This window comes from Candidatus Syntrophosphaera sp., assembly GCA_019429425.1.
Lineage (GTDB): Bacteria > Cloacimonadota > Cloacimonadia > Cloacimonadales > Cloacimonadaceae > Syntrophosphaera.
Window position 1 is genome coordinate 1 of sequence record JAHYIU010000054.1, and the last position, 16,284, is coordinate 16,284.

General features: G+C 56.9%; 14 protein-coding genes. 6 read left to right on the forward strand and 8 right to left on the reverse strand.

Annotated elements, in window-relative coordinates; all coding sequences use genetic code 11:
* Positions 1-271: 271 nt before the first annotated feature.
* Genes K0B87_06665 through K0B87_06690 form a run of 6 tightly spaced genes read right to left on the reverse strand, consistent with a single transcriptional unit; the run spans position 272 to position 4,257 of the window.
* Positions 272-991: an energy-coupling factor transporter transmembrane protein EcfT gene (locus K0B87_06665; protein MBW6514422.1), complete on the reverse strand. Its 720-nt coding sequence runs from the start codon at positions 989-991 to the stop codon at positions 272-274.
* The gene (locus K0B87_06670) at positions 988-1,638 is read right to left on the reverse strand and encodes an ATP-binding cassette domain-containing protein (GenBank protein MBW6514423.1); all 651 of its coding nucleotides are present in this window, start codon (positions 1,636-1,638) and stop codon (positions 988-990) included. Before K0B87_06670 ends, K0B87_06665 begins: the two co-directional genes overlap by 4 nt.
* The gene (locus tag K0B87_06675) at positions 1,635-2,282 is read right to left on the reverse strand and encodes an energy-coupling factor ABC transporter ATP-binding protein (GenBank protein MBW6514424.1); all 648 of its coding nucleotides are present in this window, start codon (positions 2,280-2,282) and stop codon (positions 1,635-1,637) included. The genes K0B87_06670 and K0B87_06675 overlap by 4 nt, the downstream gene beginning before the upstream one ends.
* A gap of 39 nt (positions 2,283-2,321) precedes the next feature.
* Entirely contained in the window at positions 2,322-3,242 is a 921-nt protein-coding gene (locus K0B87_06680; GenBank protein MBW6514425.1) for a hypothetical protein, read from the reverse strand.
* Positions 3,239-3,772: an ECF transporter S component gene (locus K0B87_06685; GenBank protein MBW6514426.1), complete on the reverse strand. Its 534-nt coding sequence runs from the start codon at positions 3,770-3,772 to the stop codon at positions 3,239-3,241. Before K0B87_06685 ends, K0B87_06680 begins: the two co-directional genes overlap by 4 nt.
* Positions 3,773-3,780: 8 nt before the next feature.
* Positions 3,781-4,257, reverse strand: coding sequence for a cytidine/deoxycytidylate deaminase family protein (locus K0B87_06690; GenBank protein MBW6514427.1), 477 nt, complete (start codon positions 4,255-4,257; stop codon positions 3,781-3,783).
* 185 nt (positions 4,258-4,442) lie between these two features.
* On the opposite strand from K0B87_06690, the gene K0B87_06695 reads away from it, so the two are divergent.
* Genes K0B87_06695 through K0B87_06720 form a run of 6 tightly spaced genes read left to right on the forward strand, consistent with a single transcriptional unit; the run spans position 4,443 to position 13,903 of the window.
* Positions 4,443-5,021, forward strand: a complete 579-nt coding sequence (locus K0B87_06695; protein MBW6514428.1) for a PadR family transcriptional regulator — start codon at positions 4,443-4,445, stop codon at positions 5,019-5,021.
* Positions 5,018-6,376, forward strand: coding sequence for a TolC family protein (locus tag K0B87_06700; GenBank protein MBW6514429.1), 1,359 nt, complete (start codon positions 5,018-5,020; stop codon positions 6,374-6,376). The genes K0B87_06695 and K0B87_06700 overlap by 4 nt, the downstream gene beginning before the upstream one ends.
* A complete protein-coding gene (locus K0B87_06705; GenBank protein MBW6514430.1) occupies positions 6,373-7,440 on the forward strand; it encodes an efflux RND transporter periplasmic adaptor subunit in 1,068 nt (355 codons plus the stop codon). Before K0B87_06700 ends, K0B87_06705 begins: the two co-directional genes overlap by 4 nt.
* Positions 7,441-7,442: 2 nt before the next feature.
* Positions 7,443-10,613, forward strand: a complete 3,171-nt coding sequence (locus K0B87_06710) for an efflux RND transporter permease subunit (GenBank protein ID MBW6514431.1) — start codon at positions 7,443-7,445, stop codon at positions 10,611-10,613.
* 24 nt (positions 10,614-10,637) lie between these two features.
* Positions 10,638-12,968: a TonB-dependent receptor gene (locus tag K0B87_06715; GenBank protein ID MBW6514432.1), complete on the forward strand. Its 2,331-nt coding sequence runs from the start codon at positions 10,638-10,640 to the stop codon at positions 12,966-12,968.
* Between the two features lie 8 nt (positions 12,969-12,976).
* Positions 12,977-13,903 carry a DUF4249 domain-containing protein gene (locus K0B87_06720; protein MBW6514433.1) on the forward strand — a complete coding sequence of 309 codons (927 nt, stop codon included), beginning with the start codon at positions 12,977-12,979 and terminating at the stop codon, positions 13,901-13,903.
* A gap of 642 nt (positions 13,904-14,545) precedes the next feature.
* Here the strand turns inward: K0B87_06720 and K0B87_06725 are convergent.
* Complete coding sequence (locus K0B87_06725; protein ID MBW6514434.1) at positions 14,546-14,722, reverse strand: hypothetical protein; 177 nt, start codon at positions 14,720-14,722, stop codon at positions 14,546-14,548.
* An 894-nt stretch (positions 14,723-15,616) separates the two neighbouring features.
* On the reverse strand, positions 15,617-16,284 hold a 668-nt coding region (locus K0B87_06730), incomplete at its 5' end, for a hypothetical protein (GenBank protein MBW6514435.1).

The window sequence follows — 16,284 nt, forward strand, 5'->3', positions numbered from 1 at the left end:
ATGGAGTGACAATAAGTATAGCTATCTAATTTGTCAAGAATTATTTGCAGATATCGTAAACTATTTTTCGGGGGAGTTCTACCCCTAGTTTTAGACCTTTTCCAGAGAGTCTATGTGCAAAGGTCTTTACGGTGTCATTACGGACTCAATACGGACAAAGTCCGTAATGAGTCCGTATTGATAGCGTAATGATAAAGGGGGCGGAAGGGGTTTGGCGTTATTTAACAGAGGATTGCGTTAGTTTGATGATCAGCATTCTGCTAAGAAGAGCTTAGAATATGATATATATGGCGGTTAAGACCAACATAGATCCGAAAAGCAGGTAATCAGGCAGGGTAAGTCCACGCTGGTTGAGCCGGCTGCGGGGCCCGGAACTGCGAAATCCCCTCAGGTCCAGGGCGGTGGCCTGGATCGCGCTGCGGGACAGCACCTCAGCCAGCACGGAAAGCGAGATCAGTTTGTAGAGCCTGAGCTTGGTTTTGAGGGGTTGTTTGGCCTGGTCAATGCCCCGAAGGCGCAGAATTTGCAGGGCATGCCTGATCCTCTCGCCCGAAGCGGGGATCACATGAAGGGCGTAAAAAACCATGAAACCGAGTTCTTCGGGCAATCGGACCGTATTGAAGGCAAGGTCGAAATCCTCATATTCCAGTTTGAGCAGGATCTGGGCGGAGAAAAAGAGGATCAGGAGGCGCAGGCAGAAAGCCAGGCCGATCCTCAATCCGCCGGAGTGGATCGCGTACCAGGACCTGCCCCAAAGAAGTTCGCCGTCTTTGACGAAGAGCGCCTGGATGAGCAGGATGGCCAGAAAGAGCGGTAACATCAGCAAAAACTGGCGCGCCCAAAGACGCCACTCGAAGCCGGCCTGCAGTCCGCGGAAGATGATGCTGATGATCAAAACCGCGCCCAGCCAGGCGAGTTGGGGCACAAAGATGGCGGCGCTGCTGAACCAGAGGGCAAGCAGGATCAAAGACAGCGGATGGAGCCTGTTCATTTCAGCTCCCGCAGTTTTCCCAGTTCCAGGAGCAGCACCCGGTCGAAAAGGTCTTGCGGCAAAACCGGATCGTGGCTGACGATCAACATGCTGCTTTCCGTTTCCGCCTTATCCGCGCAAAGCTGGGCAAAACGCTCCTTGCGCGAGGCGTCCAAGCCTGCGGTTGGTTCGTCCAGAAGCCAGAATTTGTCTTTGAGCAAGGGCAGCCAGAGCAAACTAAAAGCACGTAACTCACCACCCGAGAGGCTGGTATAGACGGAATCCAGCTTTTGCAGCAGGGGATCGTCCAATTCCCGGACAGCCTGCTCTGAAAAGCGTTCCGGGAAAGCCAGTTGCCAGGTGGCCAGATCATGGCCGGGGGTCAGGCCAAATAGGTTTGCCGGCGCGCTTTGCCGGCAGAAAACAAGGTCGCGCCAGGCCGCCGGGCTTAGCTCGCTGGGTTTTTTTCCCTTCAGTTCAAGGCTGCCGGTCACCGGCTCCAGAATCCCCATCAGTAAAGAGAGCAGGGTGCTTTTACCGCAGCCGTTGGCGCCGCGCAGGAGAATGCGGTCCCGGGTTCGGAGCGAAAAGGACAGACCCTCAAACAGCGCGGCCTGGCCTGGATAGGCAAAGCCCAGGTCCCGCGCCTGCCAAAGGATATCCGTCATTGGCCCAGCACCAAAGTTTTCGTGGCCAGAGAACTCAGTTCGGGATCGTGTTCGGCCATGATGACGATCCTGCCCTGGCCGAGGACCTGTTCCAGCCAGGCCTTCACTCTTGCCAGGGCATCATAATCCAAGCCTGACGAGGGTTCGTCCAGCAGGACCAGCGGAGTCTCCATCGCCGCGCAGACAGCCAGGATGAGGATCTTTTTCTGCCCCCGGGAAAGTTTGCCGGGCTCGGTCTGCCAGAAACCGCCCAAGCCAAAATGCTCCGCCCAGAGATCGATCCTGCGGTGGATATCAGCTCCGGGCAGGCCGGCGTTTTCCAGCGCGAATGACAGCTCTTTGGCCAGCCTGGGAAAGAAGATCTGGTTGTCCGGATCGCTCATCTGGTAGGCCAGATGGCGGAATCTTTCGTTGAGTGGAACGGGCTGCAAATCGATGCCGTTCAGGGATATCGAGCCGGCCAGCCCGGCTTTGACGCGCTGGGGTATGATGCCGCTGATCGCGTTGAGCAGCGAGGTTTTGCCGCTGCCATTGGGCCCTCGCAGGAACAGCAATTCCCCCGCCTGGAGACTGATGTTGATACCCTCCAACAGGTTGCGCTCCTGGTTGGGGTACTTCAGATCAAGGCCGGAGACGAGAAACATGCGGGCGCGGAAACCAGTGCAAACCGCTCTGACGGCTGGTCAGGGGATCAAAATGAACGACTCGACGTCCGCAAGCTGCTCGGGATCGGCCAGCAGGTCATTGAGCCTGACCCTCCCCTCAGCGTTGTTTTTTTTGACGACGAAATGCACTTCCGGGCTGAGTTTCCAGTCCATGATCCGGTTCAGGGCGATGAGGGCGTCGAGGTTGTCCCTGTGGATCAGGGCGAAGTCGTTGATCTGGATGTAGATGATGTCCTTGAGCCACATCCCGCCTGGGATGCGCGGGCTTTTCAGATTGAATCCCTCGTCCCGCACCTCCAGGATGGCGCCTTCCAGGTGTTGGGGATATTCGAGGGAAAGTTTCATCCCGTCCCGGCTGTAGAGAACAACCCTGAATTCCTCTACCCGCGAGGATTTGGGCAGCAGGTCGGCAAAATGGTAGCCCTGCGCGTTGGTGAAGGGGGCGGGGTTTTGCAGCAGGGTCTCACGCTGCAGGCGCTGGTCCAGAAACTCAAAACGGGCGGGCATTTTGAGGGGATCGAAGTCCTCCAGCGCCACCCGGTCCAGGTCGCGGACCCATTTCATGTCCCTCAGCTGGGGAAAGATGATCCGCAAACCCTCTTCGGGTAAGGGCTCCCCGTTGTGCGCAAAGGCGAGCCAGCAGGCCAGGGTGTCAAATTCCGCCTTGCTGAGGCTGACCCTGTAGCGATCCGCGGATTCAAAGCGGATGACCTTGAAAGGCTTGTCCAGCTTGCTTTTGAGCCAAAGATCGAACCTAAAGCCCTGCCAGGTGTCCAGTTGGGCCTCGCCATCTTTATCCCGCAGGGTGGTGAATTCTTCCTGGGGAACGGCAGACAGCTCCGCGTGGGACCAGCTTGTGGAGGCTCCCTGCGAATCGGTGACGGTGACCGCTCCCAGCAAAGACACTGCCAGCAGGAGCGCGATGGTGATGTTTTTCATGTTATCAACTCATAGTGTTTTAAGGTTTTATAGATCCCGTGCGAGACCAGTCCGCCCAGCAGCCCGGAAAGCAGAGACATCCCCAGGATGATGGCGACCAGTGGCAAAGGGTGCCGAAAGAGCAGGACAGCGACCACCAGCGCGCCGGTCATGTTGGCCAAAGCGCAGAGGATCAGATGGGTGCAAAGCCTCTCCGGATGACGCAAAACCGGATACACCAGGTCCACGGCGATCCCGGGCAGGGTGTAGCTGACGATGCTCAGCAAGCCCTGGTTGCCACGCATGCCTGCCACCATGATGATCAGGGCCTGCAGCAGCCCGTAGATCGTTCCGGTGCCGCGTTTGGATACGATCAGCACGGCCAGGACCAGCCACAGCATGTACAGGCCGCCTGTAAACGAGCCTCCAGGCACCATCAGCGGCGTGGAGATCATCTTGGACAGAGGGGATACGATAGGTTTGATCGCGATGCCGATCCCGGCCAGGGCGGCGATTACGATCAGGTCCTGCGTGGTGAAACGTTTGAACATCTGCCGGGTCAGATCAGCCGCTTCATCCTGCCGCTGGCAATGTCATAATGGGTCATTTCCACTCCCGCTTCGGCCAAGAGCTGTTCGGCCAGCGTGTCGGGATACTTATCGGCAATGTAGATGGTCTTGATCTCGGCGTTGATGATCATCTTGGCGCAAATGCTGCAGGGCTGATGGGTGCAATAGATCGTCGCTCCGCGCGTGCTGGAACCGTTCAGGCCAGCCTGGATGATGGCATTCTGCTCCGCGTGCACTCCCCGGCAGAGTTCATGCATCTGACCCGAGGGAACGGAATTGGTCTCGCGCAGGCAGCCGACCTCGGCGCAGTGCCGCACCCCTTTCGGGCTGCCGTTGTAGCCTGTGGACAGGATCTGATTGTCCTTCACCAGGACCGACCCCACCTGGCGCCGCAGACAGGTGCTACGCTTGGAGGCCAGGATCGCCATTTGCATGAAATACTCTTGCCAGGACGGGCGTTTATTCATTGTCACCTCTGTAGGGCATAAGATGGGATCAAGTTCCGCTGGCCGGAGATTCTGTCAAGCAGCTATTTTGGGGAGAATTTTGCTGGCGCCGCAAAAAAGTTCTTGCCAAATCCGGTGGTATTATTAGATTGACTATTATATCGTATAATAGTTACGCAGATAATAGCAATTAAAGGAGAAAGGCCATGTCCAAGCCCAAACTGGTTGTTCTGGGATTCCTGAGCCGCCTGCCCATGTATGGATATCAGATCGGCCATGTGGTCGAAGAGTTTGATTTTCCCGCCTGGGCGGGGATCAGGCTGCCCTCCATTTACAAGGCCCTGCAGGACTTGGAGGCATCGAAACACATTCGCGGAGAACAGGTCAACGAGGGCAACAATCCACCCCGGACCGTGTTTCACATCAACGCCAAAGGCCGGGAGCTGCATTCCGAGCTTGTGCGTGAATACCTTTCCTCCCCCAAAATACGGAACGAGGATTGGTGGCTGGCCCTGTCCTTTGCCTGGAAAGCGGTTGACAAAGGGTTTCTGGCCGATTCCATCAAAGCCAGGATCCAGCGTCTGGAAGAAGCGAATAACAAGGTCCGCTCAGGAATCTGCAGCGAACTCATCAGCAAAGCCCAACTGCCTTTTGTGCATGAACACATACTGCGGCTGGGGCTCAAGCACCACCGGGCCGAGATCAGAGCCCTGAAGGAACTGCTGGCTGACGTCATTTCCGGCCAAAACGAAGATTTCTTTAGCGATACGGGAGAAAACAATTGAAACGCTTTACGATCATCCTGATACTGCTGGGCGCTGCTCTGCTGGGGGCACAAGACCGTGGCATCCTCAGCCTGGAGCAGGCTCACGAACTTGCTTTGCATAACAACGCCGCCTATCAGGCCAAGCTGGCGGAACTGGAAGCGGCAAAATGGGGCAAAACCTCGGCCCTGAGCAACTTCCTGCCCAGCCTGAGCCTGGACGGGACCCTGCTGTATATGGACCCTGCCGCGTCCTACCAAGCGGGAGGAACAACCCTCAAGCTGAACAACGACATCCGCAGCTTCGGGCTGTCCCTCTCCCAGCCTCTGTTTTTGGGAGGCAAGATCTGGCAGGGATACCAGATGTCCAGGATCGCCCTGGACATGGCGCAAACCGGCCTTGAGGCCCAGAGGCTGGCCCTGTTCAGCGAAGTGGACAATCTCTACCTGGCTGTCCTGCAGACCCAGGAGCTGCTGGCCATCAGCGAACTGGACAAGCGCTCGGCAGAGCTGAACCTGCAGATCGCGCGCCTGAAATACGACAGCGGCCTGTTGGCCAATGCCGACTACCTGCGCTTCCAGAGCCAGCTCGCTTCCAAGGAAGTCACTCTGCTGCAGGCGCAGACGGCTTTGCAGCTTTCCCAACTGAGCCTCAGAAATTACCTCGGGATCAGCTATTTGCCCAGCGTGGAGGACTTCGATCCGATTGAAAGCGACCAGAGCCTGCAAGTGCTGGAAGATTATGACAACGCTGACGCGGCCGCCTTGACCGCGCTGGCATTGGAACGGGGCAAAGCGGCCAGCACATCTTTGAGATTGCTGGATAGCTCGGTGGAACTTTCCCGGCGGGCACACATGATCTCCAAGGGATCCTTCCTCCCCACCTTGATGCTGATCGGAAGCAGGAAATATGAGGAGAATGGTCTGGACCGCTATGAGTTTGAGGCTTCCAACCAGATCCTGCTCACCGCTTCGGTCCCGATCCTGCCTCAATTGGGCAATTACGCGGACATGAAAAAAGCCGGCTTTGCCCTCAAAAAGGCCAGGCTGGAGGCCATAACCGCCACGGACGGCATCCTGCTGGCAACTGAGGCCTCTGTCCTGAATCTGGTCAGCGCGGCCAAACAGGTCCGGGCGGCCAGACTTTCCCTGGATTACTCGCAGCAGAGCTATGAACAACTGCAGGAGCGGTTCCGCCTGAACCTGATCTCCGCCAAAGACCTGCTGGACGCCGAACTGATGCTGTCCGCAGCCCGGATCGCCCATTCCAACGCAATTTACAACTATCATAAAGCCCGCATCAGCCTGATGCAAAGCCTGGGATTCACAGACGCCCAAGAGCTTGACTCAATGATTCTAATTGGAGCAAATAAATGAAACAATCACTTTTAGCCTTGGCAGCCATGATCCTGCTTCTGACAGGCTGTGGCCGGGGTCGCGGCCCCGCCGCCGAAATGGTCGAAGAGGTCCAGCCCGTGACCGTCGAAGAACTTACCCTGCGCGAACTGGACGACTACATCAGTGTTTCCGGCAGATTGGAAGGAATCACCAACATCACCATGAGCAGTGAGACTTCCGGCCGGATCGTGGAAGTTTACAAGAAACTGGGAGACCGCGTGAACCGCGGAGAGAGGATCGGCAAGGTGGAAAACGACGTCTTCCAATACCGTCTGGACCAGGCTGAAGCAGCGGTCGCCTCGGCCCAGGCGTCTTTGGATACCGCGCAGCGCAATCTGAACTTTGCCGAGGAATCCCTGAAAACGAAACTGATTTCCCAGGCCGAATACAACGCCGCCCTCACCGCCTATAAGGGCGCCAAGGCCGGGTTTGACGGGGCCAGGGCTGGTTTGGAAGCAGCCCGGACCGGGGTCAGCGGGTCGTTTTTCACCGCGCCCGAAGCCGGAACCTTATCCAACCTGAACATCTCCAAAGGGCAGTTCATCATGGCCGGAGCGCCGGTAGCCACGATCACCGACGCCAGCCGGCTGCTGATCAAGACCGGCGTCAGCGAAAGCCAGATCGGAAAGCTGAGCAGGGGACAAATTGTCGAGGTCAGCCATCCGGACCTGGAGACCCCTGTCAAAGGCACTGTGAGGGGTTTTGGGATCAGCCCCCTGGTTGGTTCCGCCACCTACCCGATCGAGATCGAGCTCGCCAACACACGCTCCCTGCTGCCCGGCATGGTGGTTTCCGCCAGGATCCTCACCAACCGTTACAAAGGCCTGCTCTACACTTCGATCACCAACTTTTCCAACGAGTTTGGCTCATACTACGCCTATGTGATAGACTCTGAAAACAAGGCCCATCGGAGAAAAGTGGAGCTGGGCAGGATGATCGGCGAAAACGCCCTGATCAAATCCGGCCTGGAGCTTGGAGACCTGATCGTGACCAGCGGAGCGGAAAACCTGGAGGAAGGCAGAAGCGTGGAGATCAGGAACTGACTATGAAAGTGGCTGAAACTTCGATTAAGTATTCGATCCTGATCAACCTTCTGGTGATCGCGATCGTGATCCTCGGCCTGACCTCGATGGTCAGCCTGCCCCGGGAGGAATTTCCCGCCGTGGAATTTGGCCGCGTCATCGTGATCGTGGTCTATCCCGGCGTTTCGCCCGAAGAGGTGGAACAGCTTGTCACCAGCCGGATCGAGACCGAGCTGGCGGACCTGGACGGCCTGGATTACCTGGAAAGCTTTTCCGAGGAAGGGCGGTCCCTGGTCAGCGTCGTGTTCGACACCAATGTCAGCTCCGAAGAGGCCTATGACCTGGTTTCCCGCGAGATGACCAAGATCACGGACCTCCCGGACGACGCCTTCGATCCTGTCATCATCCGCCTGAGCATGCGGGAACTCAATCCCATCGCGCAAGTGGTTGTCAGCGGGGATTTCACTCCTCTGGCGCTGCGCGAGGTGGCGGACGACCTTAAGGACGGCATCCTCAAGATCGACAACGTCTCCAAGGCCGAACTGGTGGGCGCCCGCGACCGGCAGATCTGGGTGGACGTCGACCAGGCCAGGATCGATGCCTACGGGATCGGCCTGGCGGACATCTCCGGCCTCCTGCAAGGACGGAACCTGAACATCCCCGGCGGCGTCACCAAATATGGCAAAACAGAATTCCTGGTGCGCACCCTCGGCCAGTTCAACTCCATCGAGGAGATCGGCCGGATGATCGTCCAATCAGACCCCAGCGGCCGGGCGATCCGGATCTCGGATGTGGCCGCGGTCCGGGACACCCTGGAAAAAACCCAGACCCTCGCGAAGCTGAACGGCAAGGAGGGGATCAGCATCTTCATCTACAAAAAGGGCGACGGCAACATCATCAAGGTGATGGAAGAGGTGCGGGCCTTCATTGCCAGATTTGAAGAACGAGTCCCGGCAGCCGACATCAGCGTCCGCAACGACGGCTCCATCGATGTCAAAAACGGGATCGGGGCCCTCAGTTCCAGTGCCCTCAAGGGCATCATCCTCGTGTTCCTTTCCCTGCTGATCTTTCTGGGCTGGCGCAACGCCGTCTTCGCCTCCATCGGGATACCACTTTCCATCCTCATCACCTTCATCGTGATACCCTTCCTGGATATCACCCTGAACAACCTCACCATCTTTGGCTTCATCATCGTGGTCGGCATGGTGGTGGACAATTCCATCGTGGTGCTGGAAAACATCCATCGCCACCGGGAAATGGGGCAGGACCACAAAACCTCCATCATCGAGGGCGTAAATCAGGTCATATCCCCGGTTTTTGCCTCTTCGCTGACCACCATCGCCGCCTTCATGCCCATGCTCCTGACCGGCGGGATCATGGGACAGTTCCTTTCCGTGTTTCCCATCGTCGTTTCCATCGCCCTGCTGGGCTCATGGTTCCAGTCCATGGTCATCCTGCCCACGAACGTCTATCAGTTCGGACGCGGCCTGCCAACCGGCGAAGACCGCACCACGCGGCTGATCAAGCCTCTGATCGATCTCTACCGCAAGATCGTGACCAAGGCGCTGCGCCATCGCGGTTTGGTGATCGCGGGCGTTGTAGTGCTGCTCTTCATCTCGATCGGCATCCTCATGAGCGGCGCCATCCGCTTCGAATTCTTCCCCAGCGCGCTTTCGCAAACCATTGCCCTGGAGCTGACTACGCCAGTCGGCACCTCCCTGGAGGAGACGAACAGGGTGGTCAGCCAGGTCGAGGAGTTCATCCTGAACATGAAGCAGAAGGAAGACATCGAATATGTGGTCAGCAATGTCGGATCCCTCAGCAGCGAGGGAATCAGGGAAAACAAGACCTCGAACGCGGCCGTCAACATCGACCTGGTGGACCTCAAAGAGATGAAATTCTCGCAAGAGGAGATCAAAGCTGAGATCCGCGAATTCCTCAAGACCCTGCCCGGCCTCTACACCTACAAATTCGGCCAATCCCAGGCCGGGCCTCCGATCGGCAAGGATGTGGACATCCGCATCAAAGGCGAGAACATCGAGCGCCTCGTCTACATCAGCGCCGTGGTCAAAGCCAGCCTGGCCAAGATCCCCGGAGTCGTGGACATCGACGACAGCTATGACGAAGGCAAGATGGAAGCCAGGATCTTCCTGGACCAGGAAAAGCTCTCCCTGTACAGCCTGACGGCGGCTCAGGTGGCTTCCACGATCCGCATGGCCAGCACGGGCAGCGAAGTCACCCAATTCCGCGGCAATGGCGCGGATGAGATCCCCATCCTGGTCAAGCTGGACGACCGCTACACCCAGGACATGGAAAACCTCAAAGACCTCAAGATCCGCTCCCGGACCGGCGCCCTGATCTCGATCCGCGATCTGGCCAGCTTCGAGATCGGCAGCAGCATCTCCCGCATCACCCATTACGACGGAGACCGCACCCTGTCCGTGACCGCGGCCGTGGCTGAATATGAGCAGAACGGCAAAAAACAGAAACGGACGACTTCCGAAGTCGTGACAGCCCTCATGGGCGACCGGCTGCGCGGCACCAAGGGGGCATTTTCCAACTTCGCACAGCGCTTTCCAGGCTATACGATGGAATTCGGCGGCATCCAGGAAGAGCAGAACAAGGCCTACAGCTCGCTCGGCTTCGGTTTCCTGATCGCCCTGCTGGCCATCTTCACCATCCTCGCCTCCCAGTTCAAAAGCTATGTCCAGCCCTTCATCGTGATGATGACCATCCCCTTCGCCTTCATCGGGGTGATCTTCGGGCTCCTGGTAACGGGGCTGTCCTTTTCCCTGAACACCATGCTCTCCGTGGTCGCCCTGGCAGGAGTGGTGGTCAACAACGCCATCCTGCTCATCGACTTCATCAATTCGGAACGGGATAAGGGGGTCGACCGCTGGCACGCCATCATCAACAGCGGTTCAGCCCGCCTGCGCCCCATCCTTCTCACCACCGCCACCACCACCGCGGGCATGCTGCCCCTGGTCTTTTCCACCGATCCCTCTTCACAGGCCTGGCGGCCCCTGGCTGTGAGCTTCACCTTCGGGCTCCTCTTCGCCTCGCTGATCACCCTGTTCATCATCCCCGTGATCTACAGCGCCGTGGATTCCTTCTTCGGAAAGCTGCACATGACCCGCTTCAAGGAACACAGCAAATTCAAGGAAGCGATCATCAATGGGGATGGCGGAAATTAAAGTGTCAAACAAGGAGAAACGCCCATGGATCTGAGATTTGCCGCCCTGGCATTGCTGCTCGTTCTTCTGGCCTTGCCGGCGCAATCCGCCACGGTGAGCGGATTCGTGACCCGCGAGGACAGCGGGGAGCCGATGCAGTATGTGAACGTGCTGGTCTCAGGCACCAGGATCGGCGGCCAGACAAACAAACTGGGCTATTATGTCCTGAATCTGAACCAGCCCGGTAACTATGTACTCGATTTCACGCTGGTTTCCTACCTCAAAAAAAGCGTCCCCATCACGATCGGAAGATTGGGTGAGGATGTCACGGTGAACGTGCGGCTGGCCAAGAGTTCCGTGGAGCTGAGCAAGGTGGTGGTGACCGCGCATGCCGAGGCCAGTTTGGACGGCCCCGCGATCCGCACCAGCACGATCCATCGGGGCAGGGAGGACATCCAAAGCGTGGTTTCGCCTGTTGAGGCGGACGTTTTCCGCGCGGTGCTGACCCTTCCAGGCGTGGCGCCGATCTCGGATTTTTCCTCCGGACTCTATGTGCGGGGCGGTTCGCCGGACCAGAACCTCATCCTGCTGGACGACATAGATGTCTACAATCCCAGCCACTTCGGCGGGATTTTCAGCACTTTCAACACCGACGCGGTGGAAAACGTGGAATTGATCAAAGGCGGCTATCCTGCCAAATTTGGCGGCCGGATGTCTTCCGTGCTGGATGTCACGAACCGCCAGGGCAACAGGATGCACCATCAGGGCATTGCCAGGCTCAGCCTGATCTCCTCCTCCGCCACTTTGGAGGGGCCCTGGAAGATCGGCAGCCAGAGCGGAAGCTACATGGCCTCGATCCGCCGCACCTATGTGGAACTGCTGCAGCAGTTTTACAGCGAACTGCCTGATTACTATTTCTATGACGGCCAGGCCAAACTCAACTGGGACCTGGACGCCCGCAACAAACTCAGCCTGAGCACCTACTTTGGCAGGGACGACCTGAGTTTCGACCTCGGCTCGTCACTGGACCTGGATTGGGGCAACCGCACCTTTTCCGCGCAGTGGGTGCACATTTTCAATCCCCGGCTGTTTTCGCAATTCATCTTTGCTGGCAGCGAGTTCAAAAGCAATTTCACCCAGACCTCGGAGCAGGGAGAGCTGCTTTTCAAAAGGCTCAACGGCATCCAGGACCTCAGCACCAAGGGCATCCTGAGCTGGAAACCCAGCAACCGCCACGAACTGGAGACAGGCTATGAGCTGAAATGGAACGACACCTGGCTGAGGATGGACACCTCCTACCAGTATGAGGAGAATGGCCTTCCGGACGTGGAGGTCTCATCGCTGTTGAGCGCCGCCTTCATCCAGGATACTTGGGAGATCAATCCGCTCTGGACCCTGCAGCCGGGCCTGCGGGCAACCTGGTATCGCACCCTGCAAGCCCGTCCGGGCCACATTCCCGCCGCCTCCTATGTCAATCTGGAGCCGCGGCTCTCGGTCCGCCGCAATCTCGACGTCGGCGAAAGCGTCTATGCCAATTTCGGCGCTTACCATCAGTATCTGACCCTGATGTCCATGGAGGTCAGCACCCCCTTCGACATCTGGTTTCCCCTCGACGGAAGCCTCGAACCGGGCCTCTGTCTGCATTACATTCTGGGCTATAGGCGCGACCTGAGCAAGTATTTCAGCTGGGATGCCGAGCTCTATTACAAGACCTACCAAAACCTGCTGCAATACGACAGCTCGAACGATTTCACCTGGAACAACGAGACCGGGACGCTCTCCGACACCTTCCACGTCGGCAAGGGCTTCACCTATGGCGCGGACCTGATGCTGCGCACGGACTGGAAAGGCCTGCAGGGCTTTCTGGCCTACACCCTGAGCCAGACCAAACGGGACATGGAGGGCGTGAACATCGATCCCGCCACCGGCGAAGCCGTGCCCTTCTTTCCGCTTTATGACCGCACGCATTCGGTCTCCTTGGTCCAGACCTTCAATGTGACCCAAAACACGGGATTTCAGGTGCTGGGCGCCGATTTCAAGATCGGGGCGAATTTCAGCTACAACTCCGGCCAGCCCGGCGAGATCCCCGAACGGATCTATTACGACGGCGAAAGCTTCCAGCTGATCTACAGCTACAAGGACAGGGTCCGCCTGCCGGCCTATGTCCGCCTGGATCTAAGCACCAAATATGAGTGGATCACGCGCTGGGGCTCGATCGAGCCGTATCTGGAGGTCATCAATGTGTTCAATCGGGATAACGTCAGTTTCCGCAACTACAGCCTGTATCCCCAGTCAGACGGCTCTCTGCAGCTGAACGCCCGCGACGGAACGCAGTTTCCCTTCCTGCCCTTTGTCGGCGTGAACATTTCCTGGTGAGGTGAATGATGAAAAAACACTTGTCTCTGCTGCTCCTGCTGCCCCTGCTCTTTCTGGCCTCCTGTGAACAAACCTCCAAGCCGCGCTTCGAGGGCGACGTCTACACCATCGCCGGTCTTTTGATTTCCGGCGGGTCCATCGATCTGGACAATCCCGTCTACGTCACCCGCAGCTCGACCATCGAGGCGTTCAACCCCTTCGAGATCTTTGTGGGCGACGCGGAAGTGCTGATCAGGGATCTGGACGGCAATCTGGAGTTTCCCCTGGAACCCGCGCTGCACGAATTCAAATTCAAATACGTCGATCCGGCCGGCAATGCCATCCAACCCGGACACCGCTATAGGATCGAGGTTTCGGTCCCGGGCCAGGATTCCCTCATCTGGGCGGAAACGACCGTGCCGCAAGCTGTGGAGCTGGAACTCGACCTCTGGGGCGACAATCCTCCGAACACCGGCTACTCCTTTGATCCGGAAACAGCCAACACCATGCCCTTCAGCCAGATAGATTCCAGCTACCCCATCGTCGTCAACACTGGAGACACCGCCGCCAGCTTCAATTTCTTCGGGGAGATCTACTGCCTGGAGGAATTCAGCACGGACCTGGAATTCACCAACGTGGTCTTTGGCTTCGAGAATCCCGACGAATCCCTCAGGGATATCTACAACGCCGGCGGGGCCTTCCGGAGGATAACATTTCTCAATCGCCTGAGCTCCGCGCCCCAGCCGGGAATCGAGGGCAACTACCTCGTCCTCGGCGATTACGCCTATGCCTTTGTCCTCTATGGCAGATACCGGGTCAAGGTGTATGTCGTCGACGACAACTACTACCGCTATACCTACATGGAGGAAAACTACCTCCACGGCGGGGTGCACAACGCCCTGGGCTACTTCGGATCAGCCAGCGGCGGAACCCTGTACACCGAGGTGGTGCGATAGCTCAGGGCAGCACGGCCGTCACCCGGTGGAATTGGATGTTTCCGTCGATGGGCCCGGAACATCTGATTCACATGGTTTTGGCGTTTTGGCGTTTTAGCGTTTTAGCGTTTTAGCGTTTTAGCGTTTTAGCGTTTTAGCGTTTTAGCGTTTTAGCGTTTTAGCGTTTTAGCGTTTTAGCGTTTTAGCGTTTTGGCGTTTTAGCGTTTTGGCGTTTTAGCGTTTTGGCGTTTTAGCGTTTTGGCGTTTTAGCGTTTTAGCGTTTTGGCGTTTTAGCGTTTTAGCGTGCCACAGGTACACCAGATTCATCTGGGTTTTGGTCACCGGATAAATCCAGCGGTCCGACCGAATGAACTCGGTGTTCCGTCCTTTCCCGCCAATCCGTGTAATTCGTGTAATTCGTGGACAAAAAGAAACCCGGAGCCGGAAACCCCAGCCCCGGGCCTTTGTTTCACCCCATTCACCCATTCACGTTTTTCTAGATCTGCGAGATCTGCGAGATCTGCGTGCTTATCTTTTTCTGCGTCAATCTGCGCTTTTTATCCGCGGAAATCTGCGGGAAACCAAAAAACCCGGAGCCGACCCCCAGCCCCGGGCCTTTGTTTCACCCTTTCACGCTTCCACGTTTCCACGTTTTCACGACAATCACTTCTCCACTTTCAGCTCAAAGCCCAGCTTGGCAAAGATGAGCTCGAGCAGGATCAGGATGATCAGTTCGAAGAAGCTCTGTTCGTCCTCCTCGCCCACCAACGGGATGTCCACCACCTTGTTCACCTTGGTGGCCAGTTCCCGGGCCAATGCTTTGATCAGGTCGCAATCCATATTTTCCTCCTTGTTTTTCTTTGTTTCACGCGGATCGGCGCGGATAAAAAGCGCAGATCAGCGCTGATTAAATCGGGTTGAAGGGGCGGCGCTTGGGAACGCCGACGTCCTCGTCGGCGAAGCTCCGCAGGTGGGGCATATTTTAGCCCAGGGTGTAAACCCTGGGGGTATGAGGCGTTGATTTCACATATTTGTCAAAGCCCCACCCCACCATTGTTCGCGGCTAATTAAGAGCCGCGCACTCGGTGGGGTGGGGAATCCGGGGTTGGGAGCGTTATCTTTCCTATACCCAGGGTTTCCACCCTGGGCTAAGTTTTATCGCCCCTCCGGGGCTCAGGCTGTTGACAAACCGCACCTGCAGCGGGGTTTGTCAGCAGGCTGCCCCCCTCCGGGGCTGGTTGCCCTCTGATTTTTATGATCTTATACCTCCTGCTCACCCTTCCGCCCTCTTGTTGCCTCTTTTGTGAAGTGTTTTTTCTCACCAGGGGGATTGTAGCCAGAGCTTTCCAAAGAAGGGGTCCCCGCTTGCGGGGCTTCCGCTTCTCCCCTGGCTGAGGATCGGAATCCTCTGGCTCCACTCCCCCGGATTTAATTCTTCTAATATTTAAATAGTTCCCCGCCTTACGGCCTTTTCCCAGATCCCCACCCAGAACTCTGAGAGGGTGATTTAAGTATATGGTATATATGGTAGTTATATATAATATATACTAAAATAGTAGGAATTAGTAGTTATATACATATATATATGGTATACATTCGTTTAGGCTTTGGTTTTGTCCTCTTTTCAGATAATCTCCCATATCAGGGTGGTAAGGCGGGGAACTATTTAAATATTAGAACTATTAAAAATGGGGCCGGGAATACCGGCCCCTGATTTTCATTTGCTTCCAGCGCTCATTCAAGGTCAACGTCGATCAGAGCGGAATTGAGGGAGTAGATCAAGCTGATCCTGTTTCGATATCCGGAATCCTGCTCATGGCAGATCACCGCCTGCCTCTCAACCAGGCTTTCCATGCATTGCCTCAGTTCCCTCGAGGTTAGCCCGCTTTTACAAAGCAGCTTGGAATGCGCCATCTCGTTACCAGGCGCTTTCTGCAGTATGCGCAGGATCTTCTTTTCGCTGTCGAGCTTGAAGCTCTCCGCCAGGGACTTGAGGAAGGGCTGGGGGTTCTGGAAGTAGTATTCGCAGAGGTACCAGGCCTCTCTTGCGGTTTGCTCGTCCACCCTGTTGCGGGCGAACCAGGCTTCGAGGTGGTCGTTGTCCCGGGCTTCGCGGATGTCCCGCCAGCGCTTGATGGCGAAGATCAGGATGCAGAAGCGCCAGAAGTAGTTGTCGAAGATGCGCGCGCAGTAAGCCGCCTGGGGATCGTTGGCGTTGAGGGCGATGTTTTCCATCAGCTCGCGGTAGATCGAATCCAGGAAATCCCTGGCCGCCTCGCTTTTCGAAGGGCTCTGCGAGCCCTGTGGCAAAGCGGAATTTGCCACCCCAATTTCTTCCTCCGCTTTTCTCTGTGCCTCTGTGTCTCTGTGTTGTTCCAGAAACGCGTCCGGGTCAAAGGGTT